The following is a 26,676-nucleotide window of genomic DNA, read 5'->3' as shown; positions in this document are numbered from 1 at the left end:
AGCTGTTATGGAGGGAATCTATGCTGTTACTCTAGCCGAATAATAGACCTCTAACCTCTGATTTTTGCTGTTTACTTTTTAGTTCTGCAGGACCTGCTGATAACCCTGTGTGTATACCCAGTCATTATTCTTGGCAGGCAAATGACATCCAAAACAGTTGTTAAGCCCGGTGCCTTTCCAGGTTTCAGTTTCACTTTTGGCTATTCCTGGCTTAAATAAAGCCCATCCCCAGCCTTCTGCCCAAGCCGGGTTTTCTGGGAAGCGGTTGTTATCGTCTTTTACCATCATAAAAGTGAATTGAAGGTCTGAGGAGTAATAAGCCAACCCTGTGGTTAAGGGCTCCGATTGGGTGCTATTAACATCCTTTACCAAAACTGTCCCATCGGGAAACTTCCCCTTTTTGCGATACCCTTCTACTGCCTGGGGTTGGGTATAAACATTATGAGTATCCCATCCATCGCCACTCGAGGACTTTACCTGATAGGAGCCCAGGAAGACCCATTCCCGGCGGTAATTATCCGGCAAAGTAATATTCCCCTTGCTATCAACCATGCTTTTATAGGTTGAATTGAGGTTTTCATCGGCCTTTGCAGAAATACCCAATACGAGTGTCAGAACTAAAGAGGTTAATAAGTAGGCGCTGCGCATAATCCTTTTCCATTGCTGTTGATGTGGGAGAGCTATACCCGGGTTTCAGCTGCTGGAAAGTATATGAAGGCGGGAAGGGTAAAACTGTCAGCTGGCTGACACTGGCGCATATATTTGGTTCTCTGCCAGGCCTTTTAACGCGGTTTGATCGAGAAGGCAGATATATTGGCGCGTATAGTCGATAACTCCATCAGACTTCCACTGTTTAAGCTGTTGGCTGACTGTTTGCCTGCTGCCACCGGCCATGGCGGCCAGTTCGGACTGGGTCAACTTGATGTCTAGTTGATGTCCATGGCCACAGGGTTGTCCCCGGTAATTAAATAGTTGTGCTAACAGGTTGGCCAACCGGACCGGTAAGGGGGCGGTGATGTGGAGGAAAAGACGTTGCTGAAGCTGAGACTCCCTTGCGGCTAGTTGTTGCAACAGCTCATCGAAGGTCTGTGATTGGCGCGCCATCATGGCGTTTACATGTTGAATGGAAGCAGCTTCCAGTTCACTGCCAGATTTGGCGGTTGCTTGAATATCCAGGTTTTTCCCAGTTAGACCTGGTCCAAACCATGATCCGGGCCCATAGAGATCGACAATGGCTAGGTTGCCGCAGTAGTCCACTTTTTGGATAAGGACGTAGCCGGCATGAATAAAATAAATCTGGGGACCAGAATCCCCTTGTCGGAATAATACCGTTTCTTTGAGGAATCGAAGTGTTTTTATTGGGTCGCTAGTTCGTTGCAAGTGGGTTGATTCCTGTTTTTAGAGATTCCTAACAATATAGAATTCTTCGGTCGTTTGTTTAGCTATCTGAAGTTTAGGAAGCAGCTAATCTTACTCCATCTGTTTTGCCCTCCGACAATTTCACGGGCTATTCAATCATGATTGCTGACCCCGCTCCGAATATCCGCCCCGATTACGATCAGGTGATACAGGATATCGCAGATTATGTGCTTCATTTCAAAGTGGGTTCCAGTGATGCTTGGGAAACAGCACGGTTAAGCCTGATGGACTCCTTGGGGTGTGCCTTTCTGGCGTTGAGTTTCCCTGAATGTACAAAGTTGTTAGGACCCTGGGTGGAGGGGACATGGGTGCCGAATGGGGCCCGGGTACCTGGCACCCGGTTTCGCTTGGACCCGATAAAAGCGTCATGGGACATCGGCTGTACAATTCGATGGCTCGATTACAACGACACTTGGTTGGCGGCTGAATGGGGGCATCCCTCTGACAATCTTGGGGCAATATTGGCCGTTTGTGACCACCTGTCGCAAGGGCGATTAGTTAAAGGGGGAAGCCCAATAAAAATGGGCGCGGTACTCGAAGCAATGGTCAAAGCCTACGAGATTCAAGGTGTCTTGGCATTGTCTAACAGCTTTAATCGGGTTGGGCTCGATCATGTACTACTGGTGCGGGTTGCTTCTGCCGCTGTGGCTGCCTGGCTTAAAGGTGCTGGGCGGGAGGAAGTAATGGCGGCGGTGTCTCAGGCGTGGGCGGACGGTGGAGCATTGCGGGCTTATAGGCATTCCCCGAATACTGGATCACGCAAGTCCTGGGCTGCAGGTGATGCGAGTTCCCGTGGTGTTCGCTTGGCTGATTTGGCGATAAGTGGAGAAATGGGAGTGCCCGGAGTACTTACGGCGAAACAATGGGGGTTTTATGATGTCCTGTTTAGCAAGACAAATGCTGAGCAGCAACTGAAACCACCATCAGAGCGCAATTTTCAGTTCCCCAGAAGTTTTGGCTCCTATGTCATGGAGAATATCTTATTCAAAATTTCTTATCCGGCTGAGTTTCACGGTCAAACAGCTTGTGAGGCGGCAATTATTTTACATCCACAGGTTGCAGACCGTATCGATAATATTACCAAGGTGGTAGTGACCACACATGAATCAGCCCTTCGCATCATCACTAAATCAGGTCCATTAAATAATCCGGCAGATCGGGATCATTGTTTGCAATATATTGTTGCAGTGGCGCTTATTTTTGGTGACTTACAGCCAGGTTTTTATGAAGATGATTTTCATCGCGATCACAAAGAGATCGATATCTTGCGGGACAAGATTGAAGTGATAGAAGATAAAGGTTACTCAAAAGATTATTTAGACCCAGATAAGCGTTCTATAGCCAGTGCGGTACAAGTATTTTTTAAAAGTGGTGACGCATCAGAAAAGATTGAAGTTGAATATCCGATGGGACACCGCCGTCGCCGACGGGAGGGGATTCCGTTATTGGAAGATAAGTTCCGTAGTAATTTAGCTACGCGATTCCCTCAAGGGCGGGCTAATAAAATTTTTGCAGCTATTAATGATCTTCAAGGGTTAAAGCAGTTGTCAGTTAATCGCTTTATGGATCTATTGGTTATTTAGAGGCTCCTTAGGAAATTCCCCAGAGTGAAAAAGGCGGCCAAAGGCCGCCTTTTTCATTGCTCAATCTTCCCCAAGCGGCAGAGTCGCACTTTCCAATTTGGACCGCCACATTTAAGGAATGATTAGAACTTGTATTCAACACCAATACCGGCGTAGCTGCGATCGTAGTCTTCGTCAGCAGTTTCGTCGGTGTAGAAGCCGAAAATTTTGGCTGCGCTGTTGAATTTGTAGTCTGCGCCCAGGCTGAAAGTCTCGCCGCCTTCTTCTTTGATATCAGACTGGCCGTACTGGGCTTTCAGAGTCCACTGGTCCAGCTTGTAAGCAACAGAGCTCATCCAGCCGTCGACAGTTTCGCCGCCGTCAGCATCTTGCTCTTCGAACAGGGCGCCTACTTGTACAGGGCCGATGTTGTACTGAGCTACAAAACGATGAACGTCAACGTCCTGACCTTCAACGTCCTGGTCCATAGCGTAGGCCAGGTAAACACCGTTGTTGTCATAGGCGACAGACATGGAAACGCCGTTGTTGCGTTCTTCGCCGGTAGTTTCGTCAATAACTTCTTCTTTGTTGCTGATGAAAGCCGCAGAAGCTTTGAAGCCACCGAAAGAAGGAGTAGTGTACTGAAGTGCGTCTTCTTCGCGATTATCGCTGCTGGTGATCAGGCTCTTGATATCGCCTTCGAGGTCGTTAAACAGGTCAACTTTCTTCTGGGCAACTTTCAGGGGAGTATCGAACTTACCAGCGATGACCTGGCCAAAGCCGCCTTCCAGGCCTGCGTAGATGTTGCGCTGGGAGAAAGTATCGTCAGCGTCACCGTCCATATCTACTTCGTATTCCATACGGTAGATACCTTTAACGCCTTCAGTCAGGGCGATTTCACCTTTCACGCCCAGGCGGGAAGCGTTGCTCTGAACGTCAGTGACGGAATCGTCACCTTCGTCGGCAGCCTGGAAGGTGACGTTGGCTTTGCCGTAAAAGTCGAGTACATCGCCTTCATCTTGGGCGTTGGCCAGAGCAGGTACCATGGCAACGATGGCCAGAGAGAGAGCGGTCTTATTCATAATCGTCTCGCACAGTTTATGGTTTTGGGTTGAAAGGTGCCTTCCGTGTCGTCCTAGTTGGCTGCCTTTCGATTTGGTGCGGATTCTGCGTTTTGAATATGACAAACATGTTAAAAATGGCATTTTTCTTAAAAATATGTGACTGGTCAGTGCTATGAATGGCAGGTTAGCTAGCTATATTAAGGTTTTAGGCGCCTGAAGCGGCGGTTCGCAATCATCGTTGATTTGAGTGAAGGTGGTCAATAGTTGAACAAAAAGATGGTGTAAGGGATGGCGCTGGGGATGGAATTATGGAGTTTTCGGGAGAGAATTTACGGGCTTTCTCGCCTGCTGGCTAAGGCGAGAGGCATTGTCGTCTACATGGGGCCCAGCATATATCTTTGGGTCTATTCGCTATCTATTATCGCAGTGGGATGTCTTGCCCGATTACCCGCTGAAAGCACTCTGTGGGCACTGTATCTCTCTCTAGCCTTGTTTGCCTGGGTGGTAATACGCCGCTGGCGCCCCCTTGCTCTGATCTTTCTCTCCTTTATTGGTGCGACCTGGGCACTCCACTCTCATGAAGCATCGCTGGATCGCCGGCTCCCCCTCGGTGCACATGGTGCGGACTTCGTACTTCAGTTGAACCTGGTCTCGCTGCCTGAATTAACTGAGGGGGAGGGTTTGGCGCTAGTTCAGAATCACAAACGGTGCGTTTTCGCGCTCGAGTTGTGGATATTGTTTCCAGTTCTTTAGGTGAAGAGGGTGGCCAGTTAGCACCGCCAGAGCTACCTATCGGAAGCCTTCTCAACCTAACCTGGTATCGAGTTGACGATGAGGCTCTGGCTCGCCTGCGGGGTGGCTCTCAATGGATATTGCCTGTGCGATTGAGAACTCCCAGGGGGAGCGTTAATCCACATACATTCGACTATGAAGGCTGGCTTTTGCGAGAGGGAATTACGGCAACAGGGTATGTTCGCCCCCGCGATTATCCTCCTCAGTGGCTGGGGCAGGGGAATGGCATTATCGGGTTAAGGGATGAATTGCGCTCCCTAATTAGTCAGTTACCGATCCAACGACCGGACCTGATAGCTGCGCTATTGCTTGGGGATCGCAGTCAGTTGAGCGAAGGTGATACCGACCTGCTTAAAAGGACAGGTACGGGCCACCTTATTGCCATATCCGGCTTACATGTGGGCATGGTAGCCGGTTGTATTTTGTTGATGGGCACCGTACTGGCAAAAGGGATTGGGCTTTTTACGGGCACCAGCCGTTTTGGTATTGCGATAGGACTCGCCTTGGTGGCGAGCCTTGTATATACCTTGATCGCCGGCGTTCCTCTATCCGCGCAACGTGCGCTTGTAATGACCTGGGTGCTGTTGCTGGGGTGGCACTGGCGGCGCAGACTGGGAGCGGGTTTTGCTTTCTCATTGGCACTGGCAATAGTGCTTACCCTGCAGCCACTGGCTTTTTACAGTGCTGGTTTTTGGTTGTCCTTCGTGGCCGTCGGGAGTCTGCTTTTGGGGTTTAGTGGGCGAATTAGCTTAAGTCGAGAGCCGCAATGGAGGCCGAAGGCTGAGGCCTCTGGTGCTGTAACCTCATGGCAGCACCGGTTTTCCCAATTATCGTTATGGCAGCTGTTGCGAAGCCAGTGGCTGATTGCAATTGGCCTGTTTATTCCATCGATAATATATTTTTCAGGCTTTAGCCTTTCAGGTGTATTGGTCAATCTTGTAGCGATTCCCTGGATGGGCCTGTCTATTTTGCCATCACTTATGTTAGGTGCTGTATTTATTGATACTCAGCTGGGTGTTTGGCTGCTGCAGTTTGCAGGTTGGCAATTGGATCTGCTGATGACTGCGCTCAATATTGTCGATCATTCGATACCGGGGTTTCGTGGTTTTGTGATTGCCTCCACTGCATTGGCGATAGTCATTGCCGGGCTTGGCGCGGTGCTACTTTTGCTGCCTAAAGGGTTGCCAGGGCGCAAGTTGGGCTGGTTATTTTTTCTTCCAGTTGCTCAGCCCTGGCTTTCTACATTGGCACCGGCAGATGAGCGTTTGAAATTATCAGTGCTGGATGTTGGTCAGGGGTTGTCAGTAGTTATCAGCACCGGAAAAAGCCGTATTGTTTACGATGCAGGGCCTTCAATCCCCTCGGGCTGGAGCGCGGGAGGTTCGATAGTGGCTCCCTACTTGATGAGTAGCGGAGGTAGTGAACTCGATGTGCTGATCGTCAGCCATGGCGACAGGGATCATGCCGGCGGCATGGCGGGTTTACTTAGAAACATTGAAGCAAAAAAGCTCTATGCTCCGGGGACTTTAGCTAGCAATTTACCATTATCGCCAGCCACGATTACTGAGCAGTGTCGGGCAGGAACGGAAGAGCAACTGGGAGATATATCATTTCGATGGTTATGGCCTTCCTTAACGGCACAGGGAGAGGAATTACTGGATGGTGAGGAGAACGATCACAGCTGTGTAATTTTGGCTGAGTGGCAGGGGGTGCGTTTACTGCTTACTGGGGATATCAGTCGTAAGGTTGAATATCAACTGTCTAAAATGTATCCACAATTTCCCGCTGTTGACGTACTGATTGCGCCCCATCATGGTTCCCGCTCTTCCTCATCGGTCGCTTTGCTCGAATGGGCCAGGCCTAAACGGGTTGTATTTAGTGCCGGTTTCCGACACCACTTTGGCCACCCTCACACCGATGTTGTGAAGCGCTACCAAAACTTCGGTGCCAGCATTTTCAGTACTGCGGAGAGCGGAGCGGTAGAATTTTTCTGGCGAGCCGGAGAACAAGAGCCGCAAATTTTACAGGCTCGTTTGGCACCACGGTTTTGGTATGCGAGTCACAACAGGGAATAAGGATGCGTGGGAGGACTTAGCCGCCGGCACCAGCTGTGATAAAGTGCTGCTCTGCGTCGAGGACGCAGTAATAATTTTCCAAAAATTCCCTCTGGTTTTCTGGGGCTAAGAAAGTGTTTGAGATAATAAAATCCGGCGGCCTGCTGATGTGGCCAATCCTGTTTTGCTCTGTAGCGGTTATTGCTATTTGTGTCGAGCGTTTCTGGACTTTGCACTCGCAGCATATTGCACCACGTACTTTATTAGGTGAGGTATGGGGCTGGCTTAAAAATAACCAGGTCAATGCGGAAAAATTGAAGGAGCTGCGCGACTCCAGCCCACTGGGAAAAATTTTTGCTGCGGGCCTGTCCAATTCCCGTCACGGTCGCGAAGTAATGAAAGATAGCATCGAGGAAACTGCCAGCCAGGTTGTGCATGAACTGGAGCGATTTCTGGGTGCTTTGGGCACGATTGCTGCCGTAGCACCGCTGATTGGTTTGCTGGGTACTGTGATCGGTATGATCCAGGTCTTTACCGCGATTATGGTGGAAGGTACCGGTAATGCAGGCGTACTGGCCGGTGGTATTAGCCAGGCATTGATCACCACTGCCGCTGGCCTGACTGTCGCTATTCCTGCGTTAATGGCACACAGATACTTCCAGCGTCGCGTTGACACGATTGTTGTGGCAATGGAGCAGGAAGCTGTCAAGCTTGTGGATGCTCTGCACAGTGATCGTAAAATCGAAGATGCGGCCTGAGCGGGGTAGCAAGCAATGCAATTCCGCCGCCAAGCCACAGAGCAGGAAGGGGTTAACCTGACACCACTTATCGATGTGGTATTCCTGCTGTTGATTTTCTTTATGGTGTCTACAACCTTCACCAAGGAAAGCCATCTTAAGCTGAACCTGCCTGAAGCAGCAGGTCCTCAGTCTGTTGACCAACCTAAATCTGTAGAGATTTTGATCAGTGCTGATGGTTCTTATTCAGTAGATGGACAAGCTTTGATCAACAAGAAGATCAACACCCTCAAATCTGCGCTGTCGGAAGTTTCCGCAGGCGAGTACAATCGCCCGCTTGTGATAACCGCCGACGCCACCGCTCATCACCAAGCCGTGGTTCGGGCAATGGATGCCGCTGGACAGCTAGGCTTTGTCAACCTAAGCATTACTACACGGCAGCCGGAAGAAAACTAGCGCGGAACCCTGTAGGGAGCTGACTCACCTTCGGTTTCTGTGCCCACTCGCCCCAGTTGGGGCGAGTCCATTCATTGGTCTGTATGAAGAAAGTAAAAGCGCCCCCCAGCAAACCGCAAAATGGGGCGGAAACTTACCGTCGATTGCTCACTTATGCCCGCCCGCACATGGCGATTTTCGGGGTTGCGGTACTGGGCTTCTTCCTGTTTTCGATCATGGGCGTCAGCCTGATTGCTGTGACCGAGCTGTTGCTCGATGCAGTGGGAGCTGGTATCCAAGAGAGTCGCGGGTTTCTCTCAAAGTTTGTAGCATCCTATTACCCCGATGGAGTAATGCCCCAGGAGACTGCTCGTTGGCTTGTACCGCTTGCAATGTTGCTGATTATTGTCCTTAGGGCTATTGGCAATTTTGTCGGCAGCTATGGTTTGGCCTATGTGGGCCGTGCAGTGATCCACGAGTTGCGAACACAGCTATTTGAGAGAATTGGCCAGCTTCCCAGCTCCTATTTTGACCGCTATACCGGCGCTTACCTGATCTCAAAGGTTTCATACAATGTTGAGCAGGTAACCAACTCCATCACCAAGGCGGTGAAGGTACTCTTCCGGGAGTCGTTTACGGTAATCGGTCTCTTGACCTACCTGTTACTGGTGAACTGGAAGCTGACTTTAACCTTCTTCCTTTTTGCCCCCTTGATCGCCTTTATTGTGCGTATCGTGGGTAAGCGTTTCCGCAAATTAAGCCATCGCATCCAGAATTCCATGGGCGACGTTACCCATGTCACTCAGGAGGCGATCAATGGCTATCAAGTGGTGCGGATGTATGGGGGGCAGGATTACGAGAAATCCCGCTTCCTCTCTGCCAGTGACAATAACCGTCGGCAGTTTATGAAGCTCGTAGTAGCAAACAATGCCAGTGTTTCTGTGATTCAGATACTGGTTGGTTTGTCTACCGCAACTATTGTCTGGCTGGCTCTGGCACCGGGTATGGTTGAGTCCATGACTGCTGGGGTTTTTGCCGCCTATATTGGTGCGGCTGCATCCCTGGCCAAGCCGGTGCGCAGCCTTTCCGAAATTTTTGCCGATATCCAAAAGGGTATTGCGGCAGCGGAGAGTATCTTTGAAGTAATGGATGCTCCCAGAGAGCCCCAGGATGGTGAAGCTCAGCTACCTAAGCCTGTGAATGGCACAGTAGCTTTTGAAGGGCTTGAGTTTAGCTATGACCCGGCAGCACCCAAAGTACTCTCCGACATCAGTTTCGCGGTAAATCCGGGAGAAACGGTGGCCCTGGTGGGTGCATCTGGCTCCGGCAAGAGCACGCTGGTAAGTCTGCTGGCTAGATTTTACGAGCCGACAGGTGGACGTATCCTGGTCGATGGGGGTGATATTTCCAAGGTGCCACTTAAAGAGTTGCGCCGCCATATCAGTATGGTTTCCCAAAATATCGTGCTGTTTAACGACACTGTATATCGCAATATTGCCTACGGTGAATTGGAACATGCACCCAAGGAAAATGTTCTGCGTGCTATGGAGCAGGCACATGCAACTCAATTTATTGAAGAGCTACCTGAGGGGGCGAATACGGTTCTGGGGGATAATGCGCAGATGCTCTCTGGTGGCCAGCGCCAGCGCTTGTCTATTGCCCGTGCCCTGCTTAAGGATGCGCCCATACTGATCTTGGATGAGGCTACCTCAGCACTGGATAATGAGTCGGAGCGCCATATTCAGGCGGCTCTGGCTGAAGTCATGAAAAACCGCACTACGTTTGTTATCGCCCATCGCCTGAGTACGATCGAGAATGCCGATCGCATTCTGGTGATGGAGAAAGGTCGAATTGTAGAGAGCGGGAATCACGCAGAGCTGCTCGCCCAGGGTGGTCGATACGCATCTCTGTTACAGCAGCAAACAATGGGGTAGGGCACCTGGATGTCACTGGAAGACTGGTTTAACAAGCGCTGGTACCCCGAAAAGGGTGAAGGTCGCTCGCTCTCCCTGCTTACCCCGTTGGAATTACTTTATGGGGGTGAGCAAGCGGCGCCGGGTAATGAGTTCTCGCACTCCACCGGAGCCCTTATCAGTTCCTGTCATCGTCATTGGTAACATCACCGTTGGCGGTGCGGGTAAAACGCCATTGGTGGCGGAGCTGGCTCGCTGGCTAAAGGAGCGGGGTCGCAATCCGGGGATTATCAGCCGTGGCTATGGTGGTCGCGCAGAAAAATATCCCTATCAGGTGACTGCCCAATCCCACCCCCTGGAGTCCGGGGATGAGCCGCTGATGCTGCACTTGATCACTGGTGTGCCGGTGATGGTTTCTCCCAATCGCACCGAGGCGGCGCAGGCCCTGATCGACTATCACCAGTGCGATGTTATTTTGTCTGACGATGGGCTGCAGCACTATAGTTTGTGGCGGAGCTACGAAATTTGTGTGGTTGATGGTCATCGCGGTTTGGGCAATGGTCATATGCTGCCCAGAGGGCCTTTGAGGGAACCGGTGACACGCCTGCAAAGCGTCGACATGCTGGTAAGTAATGGAGAGCCAGAAGCCAAGGTCAGGGATCAGTGCGGAGGGCTTTTAGAGTTTGAAATGACGCTCGAGCCTTCCTGCTGGCACCAGTTTAACCTCGACCAAACCTCCACATTGCGCCTGCCGTCAGGGCCTGAAGTCGGGCCTTGCCACGGGGTGGCAGCGATCGGTAACCCCAAGCGGTTTTTCCGTTCACTGCAAGCGCTGGGGTTCGAGGTGACAGAGCAACCTTTTGACGATCATCATCAATTCAGCCCCCAGGAACTGCACTTCGATGGGGAAACCCCCGTGATCATGACCATGAAAGATGCGGTGAAATGTCGCGATTTCTGGGAGAGTCACTGGTGGGCGCTCGAGGTGCGGGCCAAGTTGCCAGATCTTTTTTACCAAAAGGTGCACAAGCACCTGCAACAGTTTAGTGAAAATGAAAAATAACTCTTCTTTTGATGTGATTATTCCCGCGCGTTATGGTTCCAGCCGCCTGCCAGGCAAGCCCCTGGCTGATATCGGTGGCAAGCCGATGGTGGAGCATGTTTATTTGCGTGCCCGTGAGAGCGATGCTGAGAGGGTGGTTATCGCCACCGATGATATGCGTGTAGCAGAGGTGGCCCACGGCTTCGGCGCGGAGGTGTGTATGACATCTGCCGAGCATGCTTCGGGAACTGACCGACTACAGGAGGTGGCTCAGAACCTGGGCCTTGCAGAGGACCGCATTTTGGTTAATGTGCAGGGCGATGAACCCTTGATACCCGCTGAGGTAATAAATCAAGTGGCTGAAAACCTGGCAGCTACAAAGCGAGCCGGAGTTGCAACCCTGGCGGAACCCATCACCTCAGTGGAGGATTTTCGCAACCCGAATGTCGTCAAGGTAGTGACAACAGAGTCCGGGTTGGCCAGGTATTTTTCCCGAGCGCCAATCCCATGGCCCAGAGATGCCTTCGCGTTGGATAGCAGTGAACTACCAGAGGGCTTGGAACCCCGTCGCCATATTGGTATCTATGCTTACCGTGTTGCGCTATTGCGCCAGTTTGTCTCCTGGCCTATGGCCCCGCTAGAAAAGTTCGAGGCTCTGGAGCAGCTGCGTTTTCTTTACCACGACCAAGAGATTCACGTAGCAGATGCCTGCGCAGAAGTGCCCGGTGGCGTAGATACTGAGCAGGATCTTCAGCGTATGCGAGAAACCCTGGCCTGATGTAGAACCTAATGATTGAAGCCAATATCGATTTACAGCCCCACAATACTCTCGCAATTTCAGCAAACACCGCTTACTTTGCGCGTGTGGAAACCCTGGATGAATTGCGTGAGGCTTTGAGTTTTGCGCGGCAGAAGCGTTTGCCGATTCTGCCGTTGGGTGGGGGCAGTAATATCGTATTAACGGGAGACTTTCCCGGGCTTGCCATTCAGGTGGGGCTGCGAGGGCTAACAATTGCTCCCAATGGTTGTGGCGGTACGATCGAGGCGGCGGCCGGCGAGGGGTGGCACCAGCTGGTTATGTCTACTGTCGAGCAGGGTATTGGAGGCTTGGAAAACCTCGCGCTGATTCCAGGTAAAGTGGGTGCAGCCCCAATCCAAAATATAGGCGCCTATGGTGTAGAGTTGCGCGACTGTTTTTACAGTTTGCAGGCCATGGAAATTTCTACCGGTGCACTACATAACTTTTCCGTGTCGGACTGTGAGTTTGATTACCGGGACAGTGTGTTTAAAGGGCAGTTGCGCGATCAATTTATTATTACCCAGGTTAATCTTCGCCTTGCGCAAGATTGGCAGCCCAAGGTAGCTTACCCGGCACTGCAGCAATTTATTGACCAGCAAGGATGGGATTGTGGCTCCTTAACACCCGCGCAAATTGCCGCTGCGGTTATCGATATTCGCAACAGTAAATTGCCGCTCCCCGATCAAATTCCCAACGCGGGGAGCTTCTTCAAAAACCCTGTGGTGAATGCGGACATTTACCAAAACCTAAAATCGGAACATCCCGATTTAGTAGCTTATGCCAGCGGTGAAGGTTGGAAGCTGGCGGCGGGCTGGCTAATTGATCGCGCTGGTTGGCGGGGCAGGCGGCAAGAAGCGGTTGGTGTTCACCACCAGCAGGCATTGGTTTTGGTTAATCCCGGCCGGGGCCGAGGTGATGAAGTGACAAGATTGGCTCGCGCTATCGCTTCTGATGTGCAGGCTAAGTTTGGTGTTACCCTGGAGCCTGAGCCGCGCTATTACCCTTAACCCTTGCATGAGGGTGCGGACAATCCCTTCTTTTATTCTTCACTGAATTACAGTTAGGAAGTACCCAATAGAAAGTGCAAGTTATTGGGTGAGGTTGGCAGTTTTCAGCCTGAATTTCAGTAGAGAATTGTTCTAGTTGTTGACGATTATTTTGTTATAACGAATTCAACCTCTCACATTTTCTCATATTCCGATTTCTTTCATAAATATTTTCTGCGATAAAATGAATCTTCTATCGCAAATTTTGCGGAAGTGCTCATCTTGATCGCAGAAAAATTAATTGGTACGTTTTTACGCTATAATTAAATGTTATAAAGGCAGCAAGATCCTGTGGTCAAATGTCTGTTCAGCAGCATTTGAAACGGTGCTTCTGCTTTGCAGTAGCGTTTTTGTCTGGTATGTTGCGGTTGGGTTCCGGGGGGACCTACACGGGGTAGTTTCACCGTGAGCTAAAAAGAAGAACGCAGTTTCTAGAGCTCGTGCGTTGAGGATGTATACGCGGCGTAGCCACTGCACTTATCCGTAGTTGGGGATAGCTTGATCAAAGTCTTAGTGGTGGATGATCACGATCTTGTGCGAATGGGTATTTCGCGCATGCTGGGTGATGTTGAGGATATAGAAGTCGCCGGAGAGGCAAATTGTGGCGAGGAGGCCCTGGAATTCGTTCGCCGGTCTAATGTTGATGTCATTCTGATGGATGTAAAAATGCCAGGAATGGGTGGCCTTGAAGCAACTAGAAAACTGCTGCAGCGTTGCCCGGAGGCAAAGGTTGTTGCCGTTAGTGCACTCGATGATGATTTATTCCCGGGCCGCTTGATGCAAGCTGGGGCAATGGGTTACGTGACTAAGGGCGCGGACCTTGAAGAAATGGTTCGAGCGATACGGACGGTTATTTCAGGTGGTGTTTTTATCAGTAATTCCATGGCAACCAAAATGGCGATGCGCAGTGTCAGTGGCCAGGATGATCAGCAATCTCCGTTTGAAAAATTATCTAAAAGGGAATTGCAGACTGCAGACATGATCGTCAATGGCGCCAAGGTTGCGGATATTGCAAAGTCTCTCTCGGTAAGCCCCAAAACGGTGAATAGCTACCGCTACAGGATTTTTGAGAAGTTGGATATTAATAGTGATGTAGAGTTGACGATCCTCGCTGTTAAACACCAAATCCTTGACCCAGATGCTGCACTTTAATTGAAAAGTGGCTGATTTCTTAAAATATTGAGGCCGGTTGCCAGATGTTCGACAGCAAGCGTTTCCTCGCGACAGTAACTCGCAAATCCGGCGTCTACCAGATGTTCGACGCCGAAAATAAAATCCTCTACGTAGGGAAAGCCAAGAACCTTCGCAATCGGTTGTCGAGCTACTTTCGGAGCTCCGGACTAACGACAAAAACCATGGCGCTGGTGCAGCGTATTGGAAACATCGAAGTCACCGTTACGCGCAGTGAAACCGAAGCCCTGGTGCTTGAACAAAGCCTGATCAAGTCCCAGCGGCCCCCATACAATGTGATGCTGAAGGATGATAAAGGGTATCCTTATATCTTTCTTTCCAGCAATGACACTTTTCCCCGTATTGCATTCCACCGTGGTGCCAAGCGCAAGAAAGGCCGATACTTCGGACCTTTTCCAAATGCATCGTCGGTTCGCGACAGCCTGAACTTTTTGCAAAAAACTTTTCGAATCCGCTCTTGTGAAGACAGTGTTTTTCGCAACCGTTCAAGGCCCTGCCTTCAATATCAGATAGAGCGCTGCACCGCTCCCTGTGTCGATTTTATTTCTCCCGAAGACTATCGCCAGGATGTTCGTCACGCAGAGATGTTTCTCACGGGTAAAAGTGACAGCATTATCCAGGAGTTGGCCGATCAAATGGATGAGGCATCCCGGTCGCTGGAATTTGAAAAAGCCGCGAGACTGCGGGACCAAATTTCCGCGCTGCGTCGTCTACAAGCGGATCAGGTAGCTGAGGGGGCAAGTGGCGATGTGGATGTGTTGGGGATAGCCAGTGAGGGCGGTAGCTGTTGCGTACACGTTCTGTTTGTCAGGCAGGGGCGAATTCTGGGGAGTCGCAGTTATTTTCCCAGTGAGCGCCTGGGACTCACACCGCCAGAGCTACTTTCCGCATTTGTCCCGCAATTTTACCTGGGCAGTCCCCGAGAGATCCCCCGTGAGATTTTAGTGTCAGAGGCCTTACAGGATCTCGAACCACTTCAACAGGCTCTTAGCGAGCAGTGTGGTCGCGATGTTGGTATCACCCATAAGTTGCGTGGCAAGCGGGCCACTTGGGTTGAGATGGCGCAACAGGCAGCACAACAGAATTTGACTAGTCGAACTGCAGCCCAGCAAAAACTCTACAACCGTTTCGAGAAGCTACAGGAAGTATTAGAACTGGAGCAGCTCCCGGAGAGGCTTGAGTGCTTTGACATCAGCCATTCTTCCGGTGAGGCCACGGTTGCGTCCTGTGTTGTATTTGATACCGGAGGCCCGGTGAAGTCGGATTATCGCCGATTCAATATTGAGGGTATCCAGGCGGGCGATGATTATGCGGCAATGGGGCAGGCGCTAAAGCGGCGCTATACGCGCCTTTCCGGTGGCGAGGGCAAATTCCCCAATATCCTGTTGATTGACGGGGGGAAGGGCCAGGTTACACAAGCGGTCGAAGCTCTGAATGAGCTGGGCATTGTCGGAGTGCAAATTATTGGTGTTGCCAAAGGAACTACACGAAAAGCGGGCTTTGAAACATTACATGTGGTTTCCAGTAACAAAGAGCTTGTACTCTCCGCCGACTCATCAGCGCTGCACTTAATTCAACAAGTGCGAGACGAAGCGCACCGCTTTGCTATCGCTGGCCACCGGGCAAAACGGGATAAAAAACGCAGGGAGTCTCCATTGGAAGGTATCGCTGGAGTAGGGCCCACTCGCCGCAGGGCGCTGCTGCGACATTTCGGAGGTTTGCAGGAGCTAAAGCGCGCAACAGTAACGGAGATTGCCAGCGTGGATGGTATCAGCCGGAAATTGGCTCAGGATATATACTCGGCACTACACCACGAGTAGAACAGGATTGAGCTGGCGATTAAATGGCCAGTTTTTTCCAAAGCGTTTCATTTTGCGCGATGGCTTGATAACGTACGCCCTCCGCAAGAATAGAGAAAAGTATGACAATCGCCAATCAACTGACACTGCTACGTGTTGCTTTGATCCCATTTTTTGTTTTGGTTTTCTATTTGCCGTACAAGTGGAGTTACATTGCTTCTGCTGCAATTTTTGCAGTTGCCGCAATTACCGATTGGCTTGATGGCTATCTCGCCAGAAAATTAAATCAGAGTACTGCCCTCGGTGCCTTTCTGGACCCGGTTGCCGATAAGCTAATGGTGGCTACGGCATTGGTCTTGCTGGTGGGACTGCATGACAATCCGCTGTTTGCGATTGCTGCGGCGGTGATCATCTGTCGAGAGATCGCGGTCTCTGGGTTGCGGGAGTGGATGGCTGAGCTGGGGCAGCGCAGCAGTGTTGCCGTTTCCTATGTAGGCAAAGTCAAAACCACCGCACAGATGGCAGCAATTCTTGTTCTGCTTGCCTTCGATGTTAGAGAGTTTCCGGTGATGGAAACTATTGGATACCTGCTGCTCTATATCGCTGCCGGCCTCACCTTGTGGACGATGGTGATGTACTTGCGCGCCGCATGGCCGGCCCTTATGGCCGACAGCCGGGATAAGTAGATAGAGGGGAGTTACTTCTCTCACGAAATTGGCGCCTCGACTCTGGCATTTGCTGGAAAACGAGGCGCTCTTTACCCCGCTTAAACTCGCTCTTCCTCTTCCAAGCCCCTGCGCTCCTCTAAATTGTTAGATACTTTTCTGCGATCTATAGGAAGCTCATGTCCGTCAAAAGCCACCTGATTATGATCTGGCTGCTTTGCATCACTCTCAATGTCGAGGGGCAAGTTGTACACGATGCCGAGTTTTATATTCTCAAGATGCAAAACGGCGAACGTTGGGATCAAGAGGATGCGGAGCTTGAGCAACGCTTACAGCAGTTGCGGCAGAAATATGGACAGCCACCGAATATCGTATTCCTGCTGTGGGATGACACTGCATTTGGAGCTGTTGGCTTTCCTGCGTTACAAAAGAACTTTGGCTACTCAACGCCAAATCTAAATCAGATGGCTTCAGAGGGTATCAACTTTACCCGCATGTACTCTGAGCCCTCATGCACACCAACCCGCGCTGCTGCGCTCACCGGACGGCTACCGGTGCGCTATGGCATGGGTGAAGTGGGTATGCCCCATGAGTTTTCTGGTCTACGCGCAGAAGAAGTCACTATTGCCGAGGTACTTTCGCAAGCGGGTTATACGACAGGCTTTTTCGGCAAGGGGCACCTTGGAGATATCGAGGAGAGTTATTTACACAATCAGGGGTTCGATGAGGCGTTGTTCACTCCGATGAACCAGATTACCTCCCTGTTTAACCCCCAGGCAAATGTAGCAAATGCGGTGCTGGGCATGTTCCCCGAAATCTATCCACCTGACCCCTATCAGTTGGACAGCCCTGGTCTGATTCCCGCTGGCTGGGTAATGAATATTGAAGGGAAAAAGGGACAACCCGGGAGGGAATGGTGCGGAACATCCAACGAGTGCTTCGCCAAGTTTGATCCAGAAGCAGAACAGAGAACGCTGGCCTTTATTCGTCGCAGTGCAGAGCAGAAGAAACCGTTTTTCGTTGCCTACTGGCCCAATCTCCTTAATTTCATGGCGATGTATAACCCCAAGCGCTCGGTAGCCGGGCTGATGGTTGCCGATGCCTTCCCGGCGATGGATAACTTTGTCGGGGTGCTGATGCAAGAATTGAAAAGCTTAGGGCTCGCTGAAAATACCTTGTTCGTTGCAATGGCGGATAACGGTCCTATGGTCCACAGTCCGCCGGCGGGGTGGGGAATGCTGCCCATGTTGTATCGGGGTGGCAAAGGGGATTTTACTGAGGGCGGCGTTCGCGTACCTGCTTTTGCCTGGTGGCCAGGAACTATCGAAGCGGGACAAACGGCAGGAGATATTATTCATATCACTGACCTGTATACGACTTTCGCTCGCTTGGGTGGAGCAACTGATGCTATTCCCACGGATCGCGTCGTTGATGGCCTCGACCAGACCGCTCTGTTCCTAAACGGCGATACTCATGGCCGCCGGGATTATGTATTTATTTATACGGGTAAGGAATTGGGGGCAACAGTAAAGGGGCGATATAAGAGGCATTGGCTGGGAGCGGGGGAGGTGGCAGGGTCGGGGATGCCGGAGGCTTATTACGATTTATATATGGACCCCCGGGAGGAGTCCCCGCAGTTGGTGCCGTTAATTTACACCCAGGGCCAGTTCAATCATATGGTGGCTCGCCACCGTTTATTCAAACGTAAATATCCAGACGTAGCCAGCGGCAAAGGCATACCCTATACCGGGCTGGCCAATGCGCGCCCTGAGACACAGGCTATTGGTGAGCGCGTGCGCGCAGTCATCAGTGAGATGCCATTCACTGTTGAAGACTATCTCGAGTATCAGATCCCCGGTGCCGACAAGGTCGGCGACTGGGGAGATTAAAACGCTATATCCAAAGTGAGTAGGCTTGGACTAGTGGTAGAGGCCCGGATTCTGATTCAGTCGAACTTCGCCACTTCGCTGCACTGTAATGGAAGGCACAATGGACCTGCTCAGGCCAATTTTTGCCTGAAGTTCATAGGGTACCGATTGCTGCCCTCTATTCGCTAATTCAGCGGCGGCGAATAGAGACCCCATCCAGCTCGCAGTTGCGTCCACCGAGATGTCATCCTGGCCATAGGGGGCAATGGGCAATAAGTTGTTTGAGGTTCCTGTCATCACTTTGTGGCCGGCAAGACTGAGCTTGTAGTAGATCCCGGAGAGGGGTAGCTCTTGGTTGTTAGGGTTGAAAATGCGCAAATGGATTCTGAAGCGCAGATCGCTGCCGACGGCAGGAGGAAGCGGCTCCAGCCCAATAATCTCAACCTCGGGCTGCTGAAAATTGGGCGATAAAGCGGCGCAACCACCCATGAATAGAGCGAATAATACGAGTAAGTTCAGTTGTAAAAGTTTGATCACTGCTTGTCCTTCATTTTTCTCTCTTCTGATAAATACGAGGTTGGTGTCCCAGCGCTTATTCCACGACCACCACAGTTTTATTTCTCTTGCTTGCTTATTGAGCAGCCCCTCGAATTGCTTCATTCTGCGATCCTGATGGATCGAAGAAGGTTGTTGCCTCTGTGCAAACTTTCCCATGGATTTCTACTAATGGAGACAATAGATGAGCAAGTGGTTCATTCTTCTGACAACAATGGTGGTGATATTGTTCGCCAGCTGGAAATGGCTTTTGCTTCCGGCTATTGAAAAGTCGATGAACAAAGTAGAGCCTGGCAAAATTGCAGCGCTGTCACCTGAGGCTAAAGCACTACACCAAAGTCTATTGGTAGGTGATCTCCACGCAGATAGTTTCCTGTGGGCCAGGGATTTGAGGAAGCGAGCCGACTATGGTCATCTGGACCTTCCCCGGGCGCGAGAAGGTAACCTGGGTATCCAGGTCTTCACATCAGTTACCAAGTCTCCCCGGGGGCAGAACTATCAAAAGAATTCCAGCAAAGCTGGCGATAATATAACCTTATTGGCCATTGCTCAGGCGTGGCCAGTAAAGGCGTGGGGCAGCTTGTATGAACGGGCGCTCTATCATGCAGAGCGTGTTAATGCGCTACAGCAATCTGCGCCTGACCAAATACGTATCGTCAAAAGTGCGGCAGATTTACAACAGGTGCTTGCAGCAAGGAAGCAGGGCGAAGAGGTTTTGGCTGCACTCCTTGGCACTGAAGGTGCCCATCCTTTGGAAGGGAAGATCGAAAACATCGGCCACCTATACGATGCTGGTTTCCGGGTGATGGGGTTGCAACACTTTTTTGACAATGAGCTGGGTGGCTCCCTGCATGGAGAAAGCGGGCAGGGTTTGAGCGCATTTGGCCGGGAAGCAGTGCAGGAGATGGAAAGGCGCTCTATTGTGATTGACGTCGCCCACTCCTCCGAGCAGGTCGTCCGCGAAGTTTTGGATATTGCCGAGCGCCCAGTGATTGTTTCCCATACCGGGCTTCAAGGGGCGTGTAACTCACGCCGGAATATCAGTGACGAGCTAATGAAGGAGATAGCGGGTAAAGGAGGCTTGGTTGGAATTGGTTTCTGGCCTGGTGCTGTCTGCGATACAAGCCCCAAGAGCATTGTTAAATCCATTCGTTATGCCATTGATACACTGGGCGTGGATCATGTCGCATTGGGGTCAGATTATGACGGCAGTGTAAAGGTTGCATTTGACGTAAGTGAACTGGGCGTGCTTACCGCAGAAATGCTTCGGCAAGGGTTTACTGAAGAAGAGATCCGAAAAGTAATGGGTGAGAACCTGAGAGATTTCTTCCTTACTCAACTTCCCAGTTAATATCATATAGGAAGGTTGAATTTAGATTCTGCAGCCTTCTCAACAGATATATTAGCGCTGGTATTTGATAGCTCACTGTTCTGATGGGTTTGTTATTACCAGCGCAATACTTGCACACGCATATGATTAAACTAAATTTACTTTCTGCACTTATCCAAACGCAGTTTAAAATGGAAATTTGTATCATATTTTGACCTTAACATCCTGAAAAGCTAATTGAAATTAAGTGTAATCAAATTCCGGTTTACTTTTTAAAATGTCTTAAAGCTAAAAGAGCCACAAGAAAATTGATAGAGATAAAACTGTAGGTGAGAAAAATAGAACATGGGCCGCGATACCGCGGATAGGCAAAAGTCCACTATCTCTAAAGAATAGGGAGACCTCCATGTTCAATCCGAAACTAACAGAAACAGAATTTCTATTGGATCAAGCAAATTACATCCAACCCGGTGTCCACAATGACGTAAGGCGCGGAGTTTGTTACGCATTATCCTACATGTGGGTGAGACTCGGCTTGCAACCCGGCGGCCATATAAATATGCACCTCCAGGCAGGACTGCAACAGCGTTACCATAATACGGGAATTGGAAACGCCCTCAACAGAGCAGCTCCAGGTATGTTTTTAAGGGCTGTTGGCGGGTCGACCACCACCTTTGGGCAGCCTATCTATACAATGCAAAGGGCAATTTCCGCACAGCAGCAGATCCAGGGAAATGTGATGGGTATATCGTCAGGGTTAAGGACGATTTGTCGGACAGATGGGTATACCGAGCACTGTATCGCCCGTGGGCATCAGTTGAACCCGTTTGAGCCTTTTTCCACATTTTTGCGATGGATACGGCAGGGGATGGCCCGCCTTAATCAAGGCTTTGCATTGATAGGATTCCTGGGCCCCAACAGCGGCCATGCAATTGCAATTCAAGTACAGAATGGTAATACCTGGAGACTTTTTGACCCCAATTTTGGTTCCTTTGTATTTAACGGATACAACCGCTTTAAGGCCGAATTACATCAGCTGGCTTTGATATACCTGGCGATGGGCACTGCTGGTGGAAGCTGGATGATTTCAACTTTTAGATAAGTAAGCCGGGTTGTTGATTTCCTGAGGTATCACAGGGTCGTTTAGGCGACCCTGTGATATTTATATCGTACCATTTGCGAGGGGGTGTCAGAGTTACGGATGTATGATGTAATCACAAATGAGTGGCTCCGTGCGCAAAGAAGTTGATTCCTTTATTTTTAATAATTAAGCTCATAGAAGGTAACTGTATTGTCATAGATATACGGTGTGGTTTTACATTTGTTTAGGGTAAATTTGGTGAAGCGGATATTCATTGCTGTATTGTTTTGTATTACTTCCTATGCGTCTCAAGCGGAAGAGCTGAAAATTGCAGAGTATATTAAAGTTAACCCACCTTCAGAGATGGATCTAACTTTTCAGGTTGTGCCTGATTATAGTCCTGATGAAGAAATTCTTCTGAGCTGGAATGGCGATGAGCTGGACTACCTGGTTGTTACTGATCGTGAGCGAGGAGGGCAGAAGCATGAACTATATTGGCGAATGATATTAAAGGAGTTCCAGAAGTCTTCGGGCCAAAAAAAGTAAAAACTTCAAATGAAGGGGAGTTGACAACAAAGTCAGGGTTAAAGGTGAGCTACAAGACTGTAGAATGGTTTAGTGAAGGGGATAAATCCGTTCAAATGTTGAGCCTTGTTGTTGGAAGGAAAGATGCTTATTGGCTTATTGTTAATTCCACGAATGAAGATATGGCCAGGATAACAGAGAGCTTTAAAAGAATTTTGGAAACAATTGAGCTTACGCGTGGCTAATCAGGCTTGATGAAGGCGCTATATGGCTTGCCTCAAACACCTTCGGAATTAAACGCGAACTATCCGAGGTGGATGATTTTACCACCTCAGATCTCAACTAATAGCTACTTGGCAGCGATGCACTCAATTTCAATTTGGGCGTCCAGCGCTAGGGACTCCACTGCAAAGGTAGTCCTTGCAGGGTAGGGGGAGGCAAAAGCTTTCTGGTAGATGTTGTTGAATTCAGGGAAATTCTTGATATCTGTTAAAATGACCATGCATTTAACGACATCTTTCATTTCGTAGTCGTAGCGCTCTAGAGTTTGCTTTATGTTGTCTAGAGTCTGTTTGGTCTCCGCAGCGAATCCCCCTTGGGCTAACCGCTTAGTCTCCGGTGAAAGCCCTATTTGGCCAGATAGAAATAGCTGGTTGCCAACTTTTACAGCCTCTGAAAACGGTAGCTTAGAGGCTGATCCTGTTGGGTTCAGAAATTCAACCTGCTCAGCCTCCTTTGCATGGCTGAAGCTGGAAAGCGTAATAGTGAAAAGTGCAGAAATTAATGCGTTTATAGGTGATGTCTTTATCTTCATTGGAATCTTTTTTTGTAAGTTTTTCATAAAAGCTGGGGCCTGTGTATCTTGCGGTCGATCACTTTTTGTTCTTGGTGATTACCTCAAAAAACTTAGATGGGTTTTTGGAGCAAGTGTGTATTGGAACTTTTGAGTAACCACCTTCGCTTTAGTTGAGTATAACCAGCTGGAGCGAGCTAATTGAATTAAGGTACTAAAGGGTATATTGGGTGGTGATTATACCTGCAATTTGTATCTAATTTATACGCATTGGCGACAGCGATGAATGCGAGAGTTTTCTTGTATTATGAGCAGCTTAATCCCATTGCTTACCTGAGTGCCACTTTTAACATTGCTGGATTATTGAACAATAGTACTCTGGAATGACTGGCTCGGTAGCGCTGCTATTCGGGTGCGCTATTCTCTCCCTAAGCCAATCGAGCTTAAGCGTTGTGTTGAGTGGACCGATCTCTTTTAATTGAAACCAACACACACATGTCGTTGTAGAAATATAGATTTGCTAGGATCTTGGCTAAACTTGAGTACTCAATTAGGGAAGTGATATGCCCCTCTTTAAGCAACCATCAAAAGAACGGAAACGCTCGAAACTAAATGCTTCAAAGCCTGATTCTCAAATTGGCGTGCATGTCATCCAATGCTGTATATTCATACAGCTGTATATATTGACAGCTCTCTAGTATGAGGGGTAATATATTCACAGCTGCTTTGGTTTTCATGCAGCAACCATCCTTTCTTGAACCGGCCCCCAAGCCGGTTTTTTTTATTCTTCCTTGGTCGGTTTATTTCATTTCTAGTTTAGGGTAGTTAAATGAGCGTATGGCATACATTGGCCATTGAGGGGGTAGGCTTGATTCTTTTTTCTGTGCTTTTGGGTGTACAGGCATGGAGGTGCTGCTTAGAACCTCTGGTCGTCCAATAAAGGTCGGAATTAAAGTTATGGTGATAGGGGAGATGTATTGCCTCAAATTCTCCCTTCCGGAAGTGTTGGCTCGGATACTGGAGCTACCGAAATGGTAGGATTGATTCGGATATTGGTTTGTATCTTTGGTGTATGTTTCGGCCCCTTTAGAGGGTGGGTTAAAGTATCATTGCAGTGACTGGTATTTCTGTGTCTATAGAAATAGCAGGGGCGCTATGAAATTCCAAAAATTTTAACTAATACCGTATCTTGCTTCTACCGTCATATGCTCACCAGTAACTGTTACCTCGCGTACTTCAATTTCTCCCGCGTGTTCAGTTTTGCCAATAATATCCTTCATACACCCATAAAAGTATTTGGCCAAAGCCTCAAAGCTAGGGGAAAAGTCGACAACATATAATCTTAAGTTGTCCTTCTCCACAATTTTTTTATGTCTGGGTATAGTGGGTCATTTTTATCAACAATAAATGAATGATCCATTTGATCAATAATCTTTTGAAAAGGTGCCTTAAACAGGTCTGTATCCATGACAAAGTTCTGGCGATCTACTGTTTCACTAGATAAGGTCACTGAAACTAACAATGAGTGGCCATGTAGATTTGCGCATTTGTTATAAGGATACGGCATATCATCAGAGTAGAACTCTTTGCCGCGTCCTTTGCGCATGTCCTGATTCCATGTTCGATGGCCCATGTCTAACTTAAATGTTTTTGTGATTTGATATGCCATATAGCTATTCCTAATATAAGGCTGACCATAAAAAACAACAAAAAAATAAAGTGTACTTAATGATTATATTCTATATCGTAAATCGAGTTTTAAATTGCTGAGAATAAATGCGATCTGTTATTTGTTGTAATTTGTAGTGGTCTAATCCTTCCGGACACTTCGCTAAGATGGTAAAACTACCAAGCGAGGTGAAGTATGACAACAAAAGGTACACGTCGGCATTTCAAGCCGGAATTTAAGAAAGACGCCGTAGCGCTAGTCTCTGAGCAAGGGTATTCAATTTCTAAAGCAGCAGAGGTTGTAGGAACAACAGCCAATAACCTGCGACGCTGGATAAAGGAACTGAAGCAGGAAGAAGACGGTGTGAGGTTGGATGTAGGTGAGCGCGCAGAATTAGAGCGATTACGACGTGAAAATAAGCAGTTGCGGATGGAGAAAGAAATCCTAAAAAAGGCCAGCGCCTTCTTTGCGAAAGAAATGAAATAAAGTACAGCTTTATTGAAAAACAGCAAGGCAGCTTTCCTGTTAGGGTGCTCTGCCGGGTAATGCAAGTAAGTAAAACTGGTTATTACGATTGGTGTTGCCGTGGTAATAGCTCAATAGATGCTCAAACATGGCAACTATGCCATCGTTTGAAGGCCCTATTTGCAGAATCTAGACAGAGCCTGGGAAGTCGTCGGTTAATGAAGCTGTTACGTAAAGAAGGCTTTGAAGTCGGGCGCTATCGAGTCCGCAAGCTCATGAAAAAGCTAGGCTTGGCAGTAAAGCGTAAGAAGCGATTTACACTGACGACAGACAGTAAACATCACCTGCCGGTCGCAGAGAACCTTCTGAATAGGGAGTTCTCACCGAGCGCTAAAAATCAAGTTTGGACGACTGATATTACATATATTTGGACTTCGCAGGGCTGGTTGTACTTGGCGGTAGTGATTGATCTCTATTCGCGCCGGATTATTGGTTGGCATCTAGATCGCAAGATGGAAACGGCCCTGGTAACTCGTGCGTTGATGATGGCTGTCAATTTGCGTTCGCCCCCAAAAGGTCTCCTGCATCACTCTGATCGTGGCAGTCAGTATGCCAGCCATACCTACCAAACGTTATTGAGTCAGCATGGGATGGTGTGTTCAATGAGCCGTAAGGGAAATTGTTGGGACAACGCACCGACTGAACGTTTCTTCAGCAGCCTGAAGCGGGAGTGGGTAACGGGAAACCTTTATCCGACAAGGGAGGATGCGGTAGCAGATGTAAGAGCCTATATTGCTTATTACAACTCACGCAGAATACATACAACACTGGGAGACCTAGCCCCTATCGAATTTGAGAAATGTGCTTAAAGAAGTGTCCGGTTGGAGTTGACCACAACAATTCTTATATTATTTCGATTCTGGTGGTTTTTCATTCTTCTTGTATTTCCTGCCCGAATTCGAGTGAAAATTACTCTGCTCAATTTTTTCTGATGAAAAATTAAGTTTTATTAGGTGTGGTTTATGCAGTTGGCAAAGGTCTGTTTTCAAATTGTTTAATCGACTTGGGGTCTGAGGGTAAACATGATTAAGGGATATACTTTTGATTGTTCAGATAGCGGATTATTTATAATCTAGTTGGTTTGTTGTTCTCCAAAGCAGTGTAAATTCCAGTTATATTTTAGTTTTTTTGAAAGAGTCTATCCTTAAGTATAGGCGGTTTTATCAGGAGTTATGTGGTTCTTGATACCGGGCTGTGAGTGAGCAGGGTGGGTGGTAGCTTTAATACATACTTGACTGGAAGATGTTGCGGAAATGGTATGAAAGAACACTACGCACGAATTATTGAAGAAATAGGTGAGGATCCACAGCGTCCAGGTCTCAAGGACACGCCCGACCGCGCCGCCACTGCTATGAAATACCTAACCCGTGGTTATGATCAAACTATCGAAGATGTAGTCAACAATGCGATTTTTCCTTTCGATAGCAATGAGATAGTGCTAGTTAAGGATATCGAGCTTTATTCCTTATGTGAGCATCACTTGCTACCATTTATAGGTCACAGTCATGTGGCTTATATCCCTAATGGCAAGATTTTAGGTGTTTCCAAGTTAGCGCGTATTGTTGATATGTTTGCGCGTCGCTTGCAAATCCAGGAAAGGCTTACTACTCAAATTGCTGAGACCCTGCAAGGTGTCATTGGTGCTACCGGAGTTGCTGTAGTTATTGAGGCCGGGCACACATGCATGATGATGCGCGGGCCTCAAAAGCAAAATTCAATGATGAGAACATTGGCTATGCTCGGTACCTTTCGCAGTAACCAAGCTACACGCAATGAGTTTTTCTCTTTGCTGCATCGGTAGTAATGGCGATT

25 protein-coding genes are annotated in these 26,676 nt (G+C 48.9%); 19 read left to right on the top strand and 6 right to left on the bottom strand.

Going from position 1 to position 26,676, the window contains the following annotated elements; all coding sequences use genetic code 11:
- Positions 1 to 78: 78 nt before the first annotated feature.
- Both QT397_15935 and QT397_15930 read right to left on the bottom strand, forming a co-directional pair.
- Entirely contained in the window at positions 79 to 648 is a 570-nt protein-coding gene (locus QT397_15935) for a cytochrome P460 family protein (protein ID WNZ54379.1), read from the bottom strand.
- 87 nt (positions 649 to 735) lie between these two features.
- The gene (locus tag QT397_15930) at positions 736 to 1,380 is read right to left on the bottom strand and encodes a Crp/Fnr family transcriptional regulator (GenBank protein ID WNZ54378.1); all 645 of its coding nucleotides are present in this window, start codon (positions 1,378 to 1,380) and stop codon (positions 736 to 738) included.
- Between the two features lie 137 nt (positions 1,381 to 1,517).
- On the opposite strand from QT397_15930, the gene QT397_15925 reads away from it, so the two are divergent.
- On the top strand, positions 1,518 to 3,002 hold the full coding sequence (locus tag QT397_15925; protein WNZ54377.1) for a bifunctional 2-methylcitrate dehydratase/aconitate hydratase: 1,485 nt from the start codon (positions 1,518 to 1,520) through the stop codon (positions 3,000 to 3,002).
- 122 nt (positions 3,003 to 3,124) lie between these two features.
- On the opposite strand, the gene QT397_15920 is transcribed toward QT397_15925, so the two are convergent.
- Positions 3,125 to 4,063: a porin gene (locus tag QT397_15920; protein ID WNZ54376.1), complete on the bottom strand. Its 939-nt coding sequence runs from the start codon at positions 4,061 to 4,063 to the stop codon at positions 3,125 to 3,127.
- Between the two features lie 270 nt (positions 4,064 to 4,333).
- Between QT397_15920 and QT397_15915 the strand changes: the two genes are divergently transcribed.
- From QT397_15915 to QT397_15855, 13 genes are all read left to right on the top strand, one after another.
- On the top strand, positions 4,334 to 4,798 hold the full coding sequence (locus QT397_15915; GenBank protein ID WNZ54375.1) for a hypothetical protein: 465 nt from the start codon (positions 4,334 to 4,336) through the stop codon (positions 4,796 to 4,798).
- Positions 4,753 to 6,912: a DNA internalization-related competence protein ComEC/Rec2 gene (locus QT397_15910; GenBank protein WNZ54374.1), complete on the top strand. Its 2,160-nt coding sequence runs from the start codon at positions 4,753 to 4,755 to the stop codon at positions 6,910 to 6,912. The genes QT397_15915 and QT397_15910 overlap by 46 nt, the downstream gene beginning before the upstream one ends.
- A gap of 113 nt (positions 6,913 to 7,025) precedes the next feature.
- Positions 7,026 to 7,649, top strand: coding sequence for a MotA/TolQ/ExbB proton channel family protein (locus tag QT397_15905; GenBank protein ID WNZ54373.1), 624 nt, complete (start codon positions 7,026 to 7,028; stop codon positions 7,647 to 7,649).
- A 15-nt stretch (positions 7,650 to 7,664) separates the two neighbouring features.
- Complete coding sequence (locus tag QT397_15900; protein ID WNZ54372.1) at positions 7,665 to 8,084, top strand: biopolymer transporter ExbD; 420 nt, start codon at positions 7,665 to 7,667, stop codon at positions 8,082 to 8,084.
- Between the two features lie 83 nt (positions 8,085 to 8,167).
- The gene (gene msbA, locus QT397_15895; GenBank protein WNZ54371.1) at positions 8,168 to 9,997 is read left to right on the top strand and encodes a lipid A export permease/ATP-binding protein MsbA; all 1,830 of its coding nucleotides are present in this window, start codon (positions 8,168 to 8,170) and stop codon (positions 9,995 to 9,997) included.
- A 9-nt stretch (positions 9,998 to 10,006) separates the two neighbouring features.
- Entirely contained in the window at positions 10,007 to 10,180 is a 174-nt protein-coding gene (locus QT397_15890; GenBank protein ID WNZ54370.1) for a hypothetical protein, read from the top strand.
- Positions 10,125 to 11,039 (top strand): tetraacyldisaccharide 4'-kinase, encoded by a 915-nt coding sequence (lpxK, locus tag QT397_15885; GenBank protein ID WNZ54369.1) that lies wholly within the window; start codon positions 10,125 to 10,127, stop codon positions 11,037 to 11,039. The genes QT397_15890 and lpxK overlap by 56 nt, the downstream gene beginning before the upstream one ends.
- On the top strand, positions 11,029 to 11,796 hold the full coding sequence (gene kdsB, locus QT397_15880) for a 3-deoxy-manno-octulosonate cytidylyltransferase (GenBank protein ID WNZ54368.1): 768 nt from the start codon (positions 11,029 to 11,031) through the stop codon (positions 11,794 to 11,796). The genes lpxK and kdsB overlap by 11 nt, the downstream gene beginning before the upstream one ends.
- 11 nt (positions 11,797 to 11,807) lie before the next feature.
- Positions 11,808 to 12,824, top strand: coding sequence for a UDP-N-acetylmuramate dehydrogenase (murB, locus tag QT397_15875; GenBank protein WNZ54367.1), 1,017 nt, complete (start codon positions 11,808 to 11,810; stop codon positions 12,822 to 12,824).
- Positions 12,825 to 13,361: 537 nt separating this feature from the next.
- Positions 13,362 to 14,015 carry a response regulator gene (locus tag QT397_15870; protein WNZ54366.1) on the top strand — a complete coding sequence of 218 codons (654 nt, stop codon included), beginning with the start codon at positions 13,362 to 13,364 and terminating at the stop codon, positions 14,013 to 14,015.
- A gap of 44 nt (positions 14,016 to 14,059) precedes the next feature.
- Positions 14,060 to 15,874 carry an excinuclease ABC subunit UvrC gene (gene uvrC / locus QT397_15865; GenBank protein WNZ54365.1) on the top strand — a complete coding sequence of 605 codons (1,815 nt, stop codon included), beginning with the start codon at positions 14,060 to 14,062 and terminating at the stop codon, positions 15,872 to 15,874.
- Between the two features lie 101 nt (positions 15,875 to 15,975).
- Positions 15,976 to 16,539, top strand: a complete 564-nt coding sequence (gene pgsA / locus QT397_15860) for a CDP-diacylglycerol--glycerol-3-phosphate 3-phosphatidyltransferase (GenBank protein ID WNZ54364.1) — start codon at positions 15,976 to 15,978, stop codon at positions 16,537 to 16,539.
- Positions 16,540 to 16,697: 158 nt separating this feature from the next.
- Positions 16,698 to 18,407, top strand: a complete 1,710-nt coding sequence (locus QT397_15855) for a sulfatase-like hydrolase/transferase (protein WNZ54363.1) — start codon at positions 16,698 to 16,700, stop codon at positions 18,405 to 18,407.
- A 30-nt stretch (positions 18,408 to 18,437) separates the two neighbouring features.
- Here the strand turns inward: QT397_15855 and QT397_15850 are convergent, their stop codons facing one another.
- Positions 18,438 to 19,046: an LEA type 2 family protein gene (locus QT397_15850; protein ID WNZ54362.1), complete on the bottom strand. Its 609-nt coding sequence runs from the start codon at positions 19,044 to 19,046 to the stop codon at positions 18,438 to 18,440.
- A 79-nt stretch (positions 19,047 to 19,125) separates the two neighbouring features.
- Between QT397_15850 and QT397_15845 the strand changes: the two genes are divergently transcribed.
- The 3 genes from QT397_15845 (at position 19,126) to QT397_15835 (ending at position 22,122) form a co-directional block, all read left to right on the top strand.
- Entirely contained in the window at positions 19,126 to 20,292 is a 1,167-nt protein-coding gene (locus tag QT397_15845) for a dipeptidase (protein WNZ54361.1), read from the top strand.
- A gap of 385 nt (positions 20,293 to 20,677) precedes the next feature.
- On the top strand, positions 20,678 to 21,373 hold the full coding sequence (locus tag QT397_15840; GenBank protein WNZ54360.1) for a YopT-type cysteine protease domain-containing protein: 696 nt from the start codon (positions 20,678 to 20,680) through the stop codon (positions 21,371 to 21,373).
- Positions 21,374 to 21,846: 473 nt separating this feature from the next.
- The gene (locus QT397_15835; protein ID WNZ54359.1) at positions 21,847 to 22,122 is read left to right on the top strand and encodes a hypothetical protein; all 276 of its coding nucleotides are present in this window, start codon (positions 21,847 to 21,849) and stop codon (positions 22,120 to 22,122) included.
- Positions 22,123 to 22,226: 104 nt separating this feature from the next.
- Here QT397_15835 and QT397_15830 read toward each other — a convergent pair whose 3' ends face one another.
- Together QT397_15830 and QT397_15825 are read right to left on the bottom strand one after the other, a co-directional pair.
- A complete protein-coding gene (locus QT397_15830; GenBank protein WNZ54358.1) occupies positions 22,227 to 22,718 on the bottom strand; it encodes a Rid family detoxifying hydrolase in 492 nt (163 codons plus the stop codon).
- A 1,294-nt stretch (positions 22,719 to 24,012) separates the two neighbouring features.
- Positions 24,013 to 24,339: a 6-carboxytetrahydropterin synthase gene (locus tag QT397_15825; protein ID WNZ54357.1), complete on the bottom strand. Its 327-nt coding sequence runs from the start codon at positions 24,337 to 24,339 to the stop codon at positions 24,013 to 24,015.
- Positions 24,340 to 24,534: 195 nt separating this feature from the next.
- Here QT397_15825 and QT397_15820 point away from each other — a divergent pair.
- A protein-coding gene (locus QT397_15820) for an IS3 family transposase (protein ID WNZ54356.1) occupies positions 24,535 to 25,673 on the top strand; the annotation gives its coding sequence in 2 pieces (ribosomal slippage) (positions 24,535 to 24,784 and positions 24,784 to 25,673; 1,140 coding nt in all).
- Between the two features lie 449 nt (positions 25,674 to 26,122).
- On the top strand, positions 26,123 to 26,665 hold the full coding sequence (folE, locus tag QT397_15815; GenBank protein ID WNZ54355.1) for a GTP cyclohydrolase I FolE: 543 nt from the start codon (positions 26,123 to 26,125) through the stop codon (positions 26,663 to 26,665).
- Positions 26,666 to 26,676: the final 11 nt, after the last annotated feature.

It is taken from the genome of Microbulbifer sp. MKSA007, assembly GCA_032615215.1.
GTDB lineage: Bacteria > Pseudomonadota > Gammaproteobacteria > Pseudomonadales > Cellvibrionaceae > Microbulbifer.
This window is presented reverse-complemented; position numbering and strand designations above follow the sequence as displayed.